Origin of the sequence: Paraburkholderia terrae, assembly GCF_002902925.1 — a bacterium.
GTDB lineage: Bacteria > Pseudomonadota > Gammaproteobacteria > Burkholderiales > Burkholderiaceae > Paraburkholderia > Paraburkholderia terrae.
Window position 1 is genome coordinate 1608593 of record NZ_CP026112.1, and the last position, 12695, is coordinate 1621287.

General features: G+C 65.9%; 9 protein-coding genes. 4 read left to right on the forward strand and 5 right to left on the reverse strand.

Annotation, left to right across the window (positions count from 1 at the left end; translation table 11 throughout):
- Positions 1-106 precede the first annotated feature (106 nt).
- Positions 107-283 carry a Flp family type IVb pilin gene (locus C2L65_RS23395; protein WP_042308224.1) on the reverse strand — a complete coding sequence of 59 codons (177 nt, stop codon included), beginning with the start codon at positions 281-283 and terminating at the stop codon, positions 107-109.
- A 79-nt stretch (positions 284-362) separates the two neighbouring features.
- The gene (locus tag C2L65_RS23400) at positions 363-539 is read right to left on the reverse strand and encodes a Flp family type IVb pilin (RefSeq protein WP_042308225.1); all 177 of its coding nucleotides are present in this window, start codon (positions 537-539) and stop codon (positions 363-365) included.
- Positions 540-1549: 1010 nt separating this feature from the next.
- Here C2L65_RS23400 and C2L65_RS23410 point away from each other — a divergent pair.
- From C2L65_RS23410 to C2L65_RS23425, 4 genes are all read left to right on the forward strand, one after another.
- Positions 1550-3058, forward strand: coding sequence for a sigma-54 dependent transcriptional regulator (locus C2L65_RS23410; RefSeq protein WP_042308227.1), 1509 nt, complete (start codon positions 1550-1552; stop codon positions 3056-3058).
- Positions 3059-3194: 136 nt separating this feature from the next.
- Positions 3195-4817, forward strand: a complete 1623-nt coding sequence (locus C2L65_RS23415) for an MFS transporter (RefSeq protein WP_042308229.1) — start codon at positions 3195-3197, stop codon at positions 4815-4817.
- A 102-nt stretch (positions 4818-4919) separates the two neighbouring features.
- Positions 4920-5261, forward strand: coding sequence for an NIPSNAP family protein (locus C2L65_RS23420; RefSeq protein WP_042308231.1), 342 nt, complete (start codon positions 4920-4922; stop codon positions 5259-5261).
- 225 nt (positions 5262-5486) lie between these two features.
- Positions 5487-8105 carry a mechanosensitive ion channel domain-containing protein gene (locus C2L65_RS23425; protein WP_042308299.1) on the forward strand — a complete coding sequence of 873 codons (2619 nt, stop codon included), beginning with the start codon at positions 5487-5489 and terminating at the stop codon, positions 8103-8105.
- A gap of 24 nt (positions 8106-8129) precedes the next feature.
- Here C2L65_RS23425 and C2L65_RS23430 read toward each other — a convergent pair whose 3' ends face one another.
- The 3 genes from C2L65_RS23430 to C2L65_RS23440 are packed head-to-tail and all read right to left on the reverse strand — an operon-like array spanning position 8130 to position 12630.
- Positions 8130-8618 carry an SRPBCC family protein gene (locus C2L65_RS23430; RefSeq protein ID WP_042308233.1) on the reverse strand — a complete coding sequence of 163 codons (489 nt, stop codon included), beginning with the start codon at positions 8616-8618 and terminating at the stop codon, positions 8130-8132.
- Between the two features lie 32 nt (positions 8619-8650).
- Positions 8651-10918, reverse strand: a complete 2268-nt coding sequence (locus C2L65_RS23435) for an ATP-dependent DNA helicase (RefSeq protein ID WP_042308235.1) — start codon at positions 10916-10918, stop codon at positions 8651-8653.
- Positions 10915-12630: a VRR-NUC domain-containing protein gene (locus C2L65_RS23440; RefSeq protein ID WP_042308237.1), complete on the reverse strand. Its 1716-nt coding sequence runs from the start codon at positions 12628-12630 to the stop codon at positions 10915-10917. The genes C2L65_RS23435 and C2L65_RS23440 overlap by 4 nt, the downstream gene beginning before the upstream one ends.
- Positions 12631-12695 lie beyond the last annotated feature (65 nt).

The window sequence follows — 12695 nt, forward strand, 5'->3', positions numbered from 1 at the left end:
GCTGGTTGAATGGACTTCCTGAATTCCGCTGCCCTGCTGCGAACAGCAGCAATCGCAACAAGGGCAGCGTTCAGGCTTGCGGGATGGAGATTGGACGACTGCTTTATCAGGCAGCTACCCCGTCGAGCTTGGTCTTGATGATCACGAAGACATCGTTCAGCTTTCCGCCGATCAAGCCCACCGTCGTGATAATCGCCACCGCGATCAGCCCGGCCAGCAAGCCATACTCGATTGCCGACACGCCGTCTTCTTCGCGCAGAAACTGTTGGATTGCGTTCTTCATGATGTACCCCGTAGAGAGTGAGATGTCACATGGCCGCCGCGCCACATTCGTGCGGGATGGCGATCAGAGGACTGCCCTATCAGGCAGCTACCCCGTCGAGCTTGGTCTTGATGATCACGAAGACATCGTTCAGCTTTCCGCCGATCAAGCCCACCGTCGTGATAATCGCCACGGCGATCAGCCCGGCCAGCAAGCCGTATTCGATTGCCGACACGCCGTCTTCTTCGCGCAGAAATTGATTGATTGCGTTCTTCATATGTCCCCCGTAGGAAATAAGATGTCACATGGCCGCCGCGCCCCATGCGCATTGACCAGCAAAACCGCCCTTTCGGACGGATACAACCGGCAAGTGCCGCCGAAGGTGTCGTCATGGTCGCGAATGGCCGTACGTCGTACGAACCATTCGCGCCACTTTCTGCCGACGTCCGCCCCCCATTGGCTCCGCCGCCCCCACAGTCGCATGTGGCAAACCCCGGCCGCGACTGCGAAGTTCTGTGCTGCTGTCGGAGACTTCCTTTGGCCCTGCTTTCCGGCAGCAACGTTTTCGTCGTGACGGTCATATTGCAACGGGTGTGCCATGTACCCGCAAACCCTTGTCGCGCCGTGATCGGGCTTGCGCGCCACGTGGTTTTTCAGGGGCCCGCGGCTCGCGATGTTGCGAACCCGTAACGTGATTTCGAAGTGCGGCGCGCGCGTTCGCCAGGCCACATAGCCGGCGCCGCGCGCTCAAAGATGCGACGAATCGGGCCGCGAAGGCCGGTGCCAAAGGCTTCCGGTCAGAACTACCGGTCGCCGGCCGGTGTCATTCGGTCTGAAGAACCGATTGTCAAATGTGTCGCAGAGTTGAGACGGCGGGAAAAGCGCGGCGGCAAAAGTGGCTCGGCCTTGCGCAGCAAGGCGCCGCGTGAGAGGCACACATGCACGTGCCTGTCGGGTGCCGCGATCCGCAAACGATTTAAGCGCCGGTAGAAATTGCAGAAGGATGTATCTGCATCCAGATTTACGCTTATATAAAGCCCCTACCCTTTCATTTATCTTTGTTTTCACCGTGCATTTCATGCGACGATAACTTCGCGTTGCGAAGCATGTACGCAGCGCAAAGGCATGGCGACATTGCGGCATTCATGACCCGCATATAGAAGAAGATGAAAAACGCCCGGGTTCGCGCACGCGGACCCTCAAAAGACCACACTGTTTTGCCGTAGTACAAGGATTACTGACCTTGCTGCACGACGCGCAAGGGCGACGTCCACTACCGGGGGTAACATGAATTCCACTTCCACAACGGGCGCTTCCGACCGCACCGTGCTTTGCGTGGCCTCGACGCCCGACGAAGCGCTCGCAGCCTTTCTAGGCGCGGCCGGATGGCAGGTCGTACACGCCAGAACCACGGCCGCTGCGGAGAAACTGCTCGATCGGGGCGACATCAAGGTCGGCCTCGTCACGCTGCCCGACGATGTCACGCAGCAGCAGCTCTCGGCGCTCGAGGCCTGCATGCGTCACGGCGAGGCAAACTGGATCGCGCAGATCGCGCCCGGCCACGCCACCGACGACCTCACCAGCCGCTTCATCCTCGACTACTGCTTCGACTTCGTCACCGCGCCGTGCATGAACGACCGGCTGATCTTCGCGCTCGGTCACGCGCACGGCCTGTCGAATCTGCGCCGCGCGAGCTTCCGGCCGCAGCCGTCGCTCGGTGCGCATGGCATGGTCGGCCATTGCGAGCCGATGCAAAAGCTGTATCGCCGGATCGACAAGTGCGCGCAGACGGATGCGCCCGTGTTCATCGCGGGCGAATCGGGCACGGGCAAGGAACTGACCGCGCGCGCGGTCCACGACGGCTCGGCGCGCGCGCAGCAGGCGTTCGTCGCAATCAATTGCGCGGCGATTCCGCCTACCCTATTGCAGGCCGAGCTGTTCGGCCATGAGCGCGGCGCGTTCACGGGTGCGCTGCAACGCAAGATCGGCCGGATCGAGCATGCGCACGGCGGCACGCTGTTCCTCGACGAAATCGGCGACATGCCGCACGAATGCCAGGCCGTGCTGCTGCGCTTCCTGCAGGAAGGCACGATCGAGCGCCTGGGTGGCAACGCCTCCGTCAAGGTCGACGTGCGCGTGATCTCGGCGACGCACGTGAATCTCGAAGCCGCCGTGAAAGACGGACGCTTCCGCGCCGACCTGTATCACCGGCTGTGCGTGCTGCGACTGGATGAACCGCCGCTGCGCGAACGCGGCAGCGACATCCGCCTGCTCGCCGACTATGCGCTCAGCATGTACCGGCAGGACGGCACGCATAAGATTCGCGGTTTTTCCAGCGGCGCGGTCGTCTCCATGTCGAACTACGACTGGCCCGGCAACGTGCGCGAGCTGATCAACTGCGTGCGGCGCGCCGTCGTGATGACGGAAGGACGCTTCATCACGGAAACCGATCTCGGCTTGCCGGAAATATCGGGCGCGCGCGCGAAGACGCTGGCCGAAATCCGCACGCAGGCGGAAATCGAGGCCATTGAAGAAGCGTTGAAGCGGCACGGCCACAACCTGTCGGGCGCGGCGGCCGACCTCGGCGTGTCGCGCGCGACGCTCTACCGGCTGATGAACGCGAACCGGATGAACCCGGACGCAAACGCGACGCGCTCGATGCGCCGTGCCGGCGGCGAAGGCCGCACCGACGGCGGCACGGACGGCTCATCCGATCCGGGCGGCGCGGACGACGCCGACGACAGCGATGCGGGCTCGCACAGGCCGCGCGCTGTCGCAGCGGTGTCGTTAGGCTGAGCCCGCTGTTCTTCCTTTGACTGACTTCGCCTGAATCACGCGGCGGCCTTCACGCCGTTCAGTTGATGCTGAACGGCGTGGCGCTTTACGTGTCCATTGCATTGTCGATCGCACCGCAATGGAGTGGACACCCGTCATGTCCGACCGCGCTTCCCTGAACCACGCGCGCGACCAGCCGCACGCCTTCCCCGCCCAGGCCAGCCCCTGCGACGATCTCGCGATCCGCGCGCAACCCGCCGCCGGGATTCCCTGCCGCCGCAAGCGCCTCGCGCTCGGCGCGACGATACTCGGCTCCAGCATGGCGTTCATCGACGGCTCCGTCGTCAACGTCGCGCTGCCCGCCATTCAGACCGAACTCGGCGCGAGCGTCGCGGCGATGCAATGGGTCGTCAACGCGTATCTGCTGCTGCTCGGGTCGCTCGTGCTGGTCGGCGGCGCGCTCGGTGACAAGCTCGGGCGGCGCACCGTATTCGTCGCGGGCATCGTGCTGTTCACGGCGGCGTCGGCGGCGTGCGGCCTCGCGCCCGAACCCGCCGCGCTGATCGCGGCGCGCGCCGTGCAAGGCGCGGGTGCGGCGCTGCTGGTGCCGAGCAGTCTCGCGATCATCGGCGCGGTGTTCGACGAACGCGAGCGCGGCCGCGCGATCGGCACATGGGCCGGCTTCGGCGCGATCACGTCGGCGCTCGGGCCCGTCGCGGGCGGCTGGCTCGTCGACGCGTTCTCGTGGCGCGCCATCTTCTATCTGAACGTGCCGATCGCGGTCATTACGGTTGCGCTCGCGCTGTCGTCGATACCGGCTAGCCGTGACGAAAGCGCTGCGCAGCGCCTCGACTGGCTGGGCGCGCTGGTGGCGGCGCTGGGGCTCGGCCTGTTGACGTACGGCCTCACGCTCGCTTCGTCGCACGGTTTTGGCGATGCGATCGTGATCGGGATGATCGCCGGCGGACTGGCTCTGTGCGCCGCGTTCGTCGCCATCGAGGCGCGCAGCCACGACCCGATGATGCCGCTCGATGTGTTTCATTCGCGAGATTTCAGCGGCGCGAACCTCGTCACGCTGCTGCTGTATTTCGGTCTGGGCGGCGCGCTGTTCTTTCTGCCGTTCACGCTGATTCGCGCGCACGGCTATACGGCGACGCAAGCGGGCGCGGCGCTGCTGCCCGTGCCCGTCGTGATCGGCGTGCTGTCGCGCTTCTCGGGCGGGCTGGCGGCGCGTTACGGAGCGCGCCCGCTGCTGACAGTGGGCCCCGTGATCGCGGCAGCCGGCTTTGCGCTGCTCGCGCTGCCCGGCTGGCTCGACATTGACCGCGCGCGCTACTGGACAAGCTTTTTCCCCGCCCTCGCCGTGCTCGGCCTCGGCATGACGATCACGGTCGCGCCGCTCACGACGGTCGTGATGACATCCGTAGCCGCCGCGCGCACCGGTGTCGCGTCCGGCATCAACAATGCCGTCGCGCGGATCGCGAGCCTGCTGGCGATCGCGGTGCTCGGCATCGTGTTCGTCTGGTCGCACGACGCGGCGCTGTCGAAGCGGTTCGAACAGTTGAATATTCCCGCCGACCTCCAACGGGAGGGCCAGCTGGCACCGGACGTGATGGCGGGCGCGCATGCCGTGCCGGCTGAAATCGTCGCCGCGCAGTCCGATGCCATCGACGCGGGGCTGCGCGCCGTCGCGCTCGTGTCTGCGCTGTGCGCGCTGCTAGGCGCGGCGTGCGCGGCGGCTACGATTCGCGGACAGCAGAAGCCGCGTGGTGAGCAATAGCGCAACACGCATCGACACTTCCATCCAGCCTGAAACATCGCGCGCTACGTGTCACGGATACTGACAGTCATGCACCCGACCACAACGACGAAGGGAGTCTCCATGACGATCACCTGCTTCATCCGCTATCAGATCGATCCGTTCCAGCGCGACGCGTTCAGACAGTACGCCGAGAACTGGGGAGAAATCATTCCGCGCTGCGGCGGCCACCTGCTCGGCTATTTCCTGCCGCACGAAGGGACCAACGACATCGCATGGGGCCTGATTGCGTTCGACAGCCTCGCCGCTTACGAAGCGTATCGCGCGCGGCTGCGCACCGATCCCGCAGCGCTCGAGAACTTTGGCATGGCGCAGGCCAAGCGCTTCATCCTGCGCGAAGAACGGACGTTCACGGAAGTCGTCGACGGGACGCTCGGCAAGCCCGCCCACCCCGTTCACGCGTAAACGCGTATAACGCAACTGCGACGCCATCGCGCCGTCCATTAGCACAAAAAAACACGAAAACGCCCGCATCGCACGCATTCATGCCCGTTGGATCACGGGATTCGCTGCTTTGCGGAACTTATCGTGCGCCGCCGGGGTCGCTTTATTTTCCAGTCGAATCGTGGTGGCTCCCGGCGCCGCATCGCGTCCAGCCGTACGCGCATCGCCGCCGACCACCGGCCCTACATGCGCAAATTTCTCCTGATCTGTCTGCTCGCGCTGTTCTGCGCGCCCGCTTTCTCCGCCGTGACGGCTACGACGAGCGCGTCCGGCGCGTCCGCCACCACTGTCACGCTGACACCCGACCAGGCCCGCCAGGCGCTGCAGGTGCTGAACGACCCCAAGAAGCGCGCGCAGATCGAGGACACGCTGACGGCGATCGCCGCCGCGGGCGTACTCGCGACGCCCGCCGCGCCGGCCTCGGGCGCGTCGTCGGCGGCGACGGACGCCGCGTCGGGCGCGAGCGTGCCCGCCGCGTTCAAGTCGAACGGCCTCGCGTCGCAACTGGTGCGCCAGGGCGCGCACTGGATCACGCAAGGCGGCATGACGCTCAAGCGCTCGGCCACGGTGCTGCTCGACACGTCGTCGGCCCGCTACTGGTGGAACGTGCAGCTTTCCGATCCGCACGAGCGCGCCCGCGTGTTCGGCGTGCTGCTGGCGCTGATCGGCACGCTGCTGCCCGCGATCGGGCTCGAATGGCTCGCGCGCAGGCTGCTGCGCCGGGCGCGCGCCGCGATCATCTTGCGGCGCGAGGCACGTGAGGCCCGCGAAGCGCGCGAGCATGCACGCGAAGCCGCGGCCTCGGATGCCGTTGCGAGCGCCGAGGGTGCCGATACCGCTGAATCAGCCGAAGCCGCAGAAGCCGCAGAAGCACAGGCCGCAGCCGGCGTCGCGGCGAGCCCAGCCTCGCCGTCCATGTCGATGTCGACGCCGCCCAGGTCACTGGCTGCATCGTCGCAGCCAAAGCCCGACAAACCCGACAACCAGCAGAAGGAAGCGCGCAGCAAGCGCCAGGCGGAACATCACTGGACCACGCTGCAGCGTCTGCCGAGCGCGGCGCTGCAACTGCTGTTGCGGATGCTGCCGCTCGTCGTGTTCGTCGCGGCCGCGAGCGCGCTGATGTCGATCTTCACCGACGACGGCACGGTTCAGGACGCGGCGCTCAACGGGCTGATCGACCTGTACGTGATCTGCCGCGCGATCGTGATCGCAGCGGGCTTTTTCCTGCAACCCGATGCGCCGGGGCTGCGTCTGTTGCGCGTACCCGATAGCTGGGCGCTGTTCATGCAGCGCTGGGTGATTCGCGTGGTCGGCGTGATCGGCGCGGGTGGCGCGCTGATCCAGATCGCCACCGCGCTCGGCCTGAGCGACGCGGCGCATTTGCCCCTCGTCAAGCTGCTGGCGCTGGTCGGGCACGTGATGTTGTCGATCATGATCCTGCAATGCCGCGCGCCGATTTCCGCGCTGCTGCGCGAGCGCACCGGCGAGACCGACGCCGACAGCCAGCGCACCGTGACGATGCTGGCGCACGGCCTGATCGACATGTGGGCGTGGGTCGCCGTGTTCATCGTGATGGCGCTGTGGTTCGTATGGGCGCTCGACGTCCACAACGGCTACCGCACGCTGCTGCATCTGGGCGGCGTGTCGCTCGCCGTGCTGGTGGCCGCGCGCGTAGTGGCGATCGTGCTGTTCGGCGCGCTCGGGCGGCTCTTTCATGTCGAAGAGGGCGAACAGCGTTCGCTGGTTCATCAGCACGCGTACCGCTACTACCCGTTGATCCGGCGCGTCATTTCGGCGCTCGTGATCGTCGTCACCGCGCTCGTGCTGCTGCAGCTGTGGGGCCTCGACGTGTGGCAGTTCTTCCGGCCCGGCGCGATCGGCCACCGGTTGACGTCGGCCATCGTCACGATCTGCGTGGCCGCCGTGATTGCGCTGGTGGTGTGGGAGATCGCGAATGTCTCCGTCGAAAAGCGCCTCGCGCAGTGGACCAAAAGCGGCGACCTGATGCGTGCCGCGCGGCTGCGCACGCTGGTGCCGATGCTACGTTCGGCGCTGTTCGTCGTGATCGCGCTGGTCGTCGTGATGACGTGCCTGAGCGAGCTTGGCGTGAACACGGCGCCGCTGCTCGCTAGCGCGAGCATCTTCGGCGTCGCGCTCGGCTTCGGCTCGCAAAAGCTGGTGCAGGATTTCATCACGGGGATTTTCCTGCTGATGGAAAACGCGATGCAGGTCGGCGACTGGGTGACGCTCGCGGGTGTGTCCGGCACGGTCGAGTATCTGTCGATCCGCACCGTGCGCCTGCGCGGCGGCGACGGCTCGCTGTACACGGTGCCGTTCAGTTCGGTGTCGACGGTGAACAACACGAATCGCGGGCTCGGCAACGCGGCCGTTCGGGTCAGCATCGCGTACGGCCAGGACGTCGATCTCGCGATCGCGACGCTCAAGGAAATCGGCGCCGCGCTGCGCGAAGACGAGCAGTTCAAGGACGGCATCCTGTCGGACTTCAGCTTCTGGGGCGTCGATGCCGTCGACGGCGCGGCCGTCACGCTCGCCGGTCAGATTCAATGCCGCGATTCGGCACGCTGGCCGGTGCAGCGCGAATTCAACCGGCGCATCTTCGACACGTTCCGCGCGAACGGTATCGAGATCGCGAATCCACAGCGCAGCATGCTGGTCGCGGCCAACCCGGGGCAAGGCGGTTCTGATTCCGCTAATGACGAGCTCGAAGGCCCACCGCGTCCGTCGAATGTGCCGGATGGACCGCAACAGGCGCAAAAACCGTCATCGAAGGTGGCGCGGCACTGAGCTTCAACAACCCGGCTGCCCGTCTTATGACGAATGCTCGACGCCAAGCAGCCGCGCGTCGAGCAAATTCGCAAGCGCTTCGCCGCCCCGCTGCATCACGTAATCGTGATTCCATTTGAAGAACGGACGCGCGAGCGGCGCAAGCAGATTCATCCAGCCGCGCTGCGTGCGTACGCGCCATTCGTAGCGCACCACCGTCGCTTCGCCGTGCGTCGAGAAGTGCCAGCGCCCCGTTCCTTCGACGTCGCCGCACGCTTCGCCTTCGAGCACGGCGAGCGGCTCGACGCGGGTCACGCGCATGTCGAACGCGACGCGATACGGCAGGCGTCCTTTCCATGTATAGCGATGCAATGCGCCGACGCCGTCGCTCGCGCCCGGCTCCACTTCGATCACGCGCTCGACGCAGGTCCACCATTGCGGCCAGCGCGCCGGATCGTGGATGGCATCCCATACGGCCGGTAGCGGCGCGTCGACGCGCCAGATCGTCGTGAAGCGGTATTCGTCTGCGCGCACGGGTTGTCTCCGGTTCTTGTTGCTTCTTGTTGCTATGTCTCGATCTTCCACCAGCGCGGCAACAACCGCTTCACATCCGCGTGCCGATACCGGTCGTCGATCAGATGCACGACGCCCGCATCCTGTTCGGTGCGAATCACGCGCCCCGCCGCCTGCACGACCTTCTGCATGCCCGGATAAAGATACGCATAGTCGTAGCCGTTGCCGAACTGCGCATCGAAGGTGCGGCGCATCTGTTCGTTGACGTCGTTCATCTGCGGCAAGCCGAGCGTCGCGATGAACGCGCCGATGAGCCGCTCGCCGACCAGATCGATCCCCTCCGAAAACGCGCCGCCCAGCACCGCGAAACCGACGCCCGCGCCGCTCGTCGTGAAGCGCGCGAGGAACGCGTCGCGCGCGGTCTCGTCCATGCGCGGCTCCTGCGTCCAGATGGGCACCTGCGGATGCCGCTCACGCATCGATCCCGCGACGCGCTGCAAGTAATCGAAGCTGCTCAGAAAGCCCAGATAGTTGCCTGGACGCGCGGCGTACTGCTGCGCGATCAGATCGACGATCGGTTCGAGCGAGCGCTCGCGGTCGCGCCAGCGCGTCGACACATGATGCGCGACATGCACATCCAGTTGCTCGGCCCGGAACGGCCCTTCGACGTCGAGCCAACCGGTGTCGTCGGGCAAACCGAGCATGTCGCGATAGAAATGCTGGGGGCTGAGCGTGCCGGAAAACACAATCGTTGCGCGCGCGGCGGCGTAGCGCAGCTTGAGGAACGGCGCGGGAATCACGTTGCGCACGCAAATCTCTGTCGAGGACTTCGCGTGGGCCTGGCCGCGATGCGCATCGAGCGTTACATCGACGATCGAATGATCGCCGAACTGTTCGACGAGCGACATGAAATGCAGCGCGTCGAAATAGAAACGCAGCGCGTTTTCATCGACGGATTGCGGGGTTTCGGCAAGCTGATCGCCAATCGATGCGATCAGGTTTTGCAGCGCCGATTGCAGCTTTGGCGGCACGTCGGGCAGTACCTCGTACGCTGCATTGCGCTCGCGGTTCAACGCATTCCATTCGCGGTTCAATCGATCGAACGGTCTTTTCAGCGCTAAAGGCGCGGCATGGCGCGCGCCGCGAAACGCGTGTTGATCGAGCGTCGCGCTATACATGCGGCGCGCGCGGTCGGGCAGATTGTGCGCTTCGTCGGCGAGCACGGCGACGCGCCAGCCGTTCAGCTGCGTGAGCGCGTACAGCATCGCGCTGCTGTCGAAGTAGTAGTTGTAGTCGCCAATCACGACGTCGCACCAGCGCGCCATTTCCTGCGCGAGATAGTACGGACAGATGCCATGCGCGAGCGCCGCTTCGCGCACGGCTGCGCGATCGAGCGTGCGCGCCTGCAACGCCGTGTCCCGCGCGTCGGGTAGCCGGTCGTAGAAGCCGCGCGCGAGCGGACAGGATTCCCCGTCGCACGATTTGTCGGGATGCTCGCAGGCCTTGTCGCGCGCGACGAGTTCGAGCGTGCGTAACGGCAGCGCGGCTTCGCTGCGATGCAGGGATTCGACGGCTTCGAGCGCGAGCGCACGGCCCGGCGTCTTTGCGGTCAGGAAAAACACGCGGTCGAGATGATCCGCGCCGCACGCTTTCAACAGTGGAAAAATCGTGCCGAGCGTCTTGCCGATGCCCGTCGGCGCCTGCGCCATCAGACAGCGTCCGTCGCGCGCCGCGCGAAACACGGCAACGGACAGTTCGCGCTGTCCGCTGCGAAACTCGCCATACGGAAATCGCAGCGCGTTCAACGCGGCGTTGCGCGCCTCGCGATGCGCTTCTTCACGCGCGGCCCACGCGACGAAACGCTCGCACTGATCCTCGAAGAACGCGCGCAGCGACGCAGCCGTGTGCTGTTCCGTCAGCACGGTTTCCTTCTGGTCGCCGATGTCGAAGTACACGAGCGCGACCGTCAGTTCTTCGAGCGCGCGTGCCTCGCACAGCAGGTGCCCATACACGAGTGCCTGCGCCCAATGCAACGTGCGATGGTTCGCGGGCATCCGTTCGAGATCGCCGCGATGCGTCTTGATCTCTTCGAGCCGGTTCAGCGCGGAATCGTAGCCATCGGCGCGTCCACGCACCGTGAGACTGCCATGCGTACCCGTCAGCGTGATTTCCGCTTCATAGCCGGACGCGCGGCGCGCCGTCACGGCCTGATGTCCGGCGATGCCTTCGAGCGCCGATGGCGCGGGCGTGAAGCGCAGATCGAGATCGCCGCGCCGCGCGGTGAATTCGCAGAGCGTGCGCGCGGCGACTGTGTAGGTCATGCCGCCTCCGCGTCGGTTGCACCGGCGAGCGCGTCGTCGGCGCTTTCGGTCCAGCGGATGTCGAGCACGCGCACGGGCATGTCGTGCTGCACGCAGTACGCGAGCCAGCGGATCTGGTTGTCCTGCAGACGATCGCCCGGCCCTTTCACTTCGATCAGTTCATAGCGCCGCTCGCGAGGCCAGAAGCGGATCAGGTCGGGCAGGCCCGACCGGTTCGCGCGGATATCCAGCAGCAGCCGCTCGAACCACAGCTTCAGATGCGCGGCGGGCAGGCAATCGAGCGCGAGCGTCAGCAACTCGGGCGTGAGCATGCCCCAGAACACGAACGGCGATTGCAACCCGGCTTTGGTTTCGAAGTGACGCAGGATCGTCTCGCGATACGCGCCGCTTTCGAATTGCGCGAAGCAGGCGTCGAACTGCGCGCTACGGCGCGCGCGGAAGTCGGGCGCGTGCAGATCGGCGGGGCCGCGCTGGAACGGGTGAAAGAACGCGCCCGGCACGGCCTCGAAAACGGGCTCCCAGCACAGCAGACCGAACAGCGAATTGATTAGCGCGTTCTCGACGTAATGCACAGGCGCATCTTCCGTCGACAGATGATCGCGCACGGCGTATTCGACGGCGACGGGCTCCGATGGACGCGGCAATTCGAGCATGCCGCGCTGCGCCGCGCGCACGCCAGCGGGTTTCTGCGCGGCGACGCCGAGCCGCCGATGCAGGCGCGGCAGCATGCGCGCGACGCGCTGCTGCTCCTCTTCGCTCTCGGGAACGGCAGCCGCCTGCAGCGCCAACGCGAGCGCCGCTTCATCGTGGCCATCGCGCTCCAGCACGCGCATGCGCCTGTGCCGCGCGCCCGGCCAGGCGCAGCGCTCGTAGATGCGCAACGCAGCATCCCAGTCGCGCCGGCGTTCGGCCTGATAGCCGATCGCATACAGCAGCTTCGCGCGACGCAACGCGAGCCAGGGGTTGTGCTGTGTATCGATTGCATCGACGGCTTCGAGCAGCGGGTCAAACGCTGTGTCTTCCGTGAGTTCCAGCGCTTCGCGGCACGCTTGCAGCGCCAGATAGCAGTCGACGTCGCTTCGCTGCTGGAACGCCCGCGACGACGGCGCGAACGCGACGCGCTCGTACTGATACACGCCGAGATCGGCGAGCACGAACTCGGACCAGTCCTGATGCAGATTGCCGAAGAACATCAACCGGAAGCGCTCGCATAGCGGCGCGACGAGCACGCGCAGCGCGGCTTCGTCAGCGGCTGCATCCCACTCGCGATAACGCCGTGGCAACGCGTGCGAGGGGTCCGCGACGCGCAGCGCTTCGAGCCATTCGGCCTTGCGCAGACCCTTGAGCGCGGGCAACGCGGCGAATATGCGTTGAAGCTCGGGGCGCGTGGCGCACGCGAACAGTTCGTCGAGTGACACGCCTGCGTCCGCATCGACCCAGCCGAGTGCGGCCAGCGGCGCGGCCGCCTGCGCGGGACAACCGATTTCCGCATACGCGAGCCGCCCCGTGCGAAACAGCGTGCCTTTGCGCATCAGCATGCGCACGAGCAGCGCGCGCGATGCTTTCGGCAGGCGCGCGTCGTCGCGCAGGAATGCGTCCAGAAAGGCGCGCTCGCTGTCGTCGAGCAGATCGTCGTAACGGCTGGCGATCCACGCGAGCGCGCGCTCGAAATTCGACAGGTAATAGAACGGATCGGGAGCGTCGGTCGGCACGGCTATCGGACACGGAAGGCTGTATATTTATACAGCCATGATAGCAAACGCGGCGCCCTGCCGAG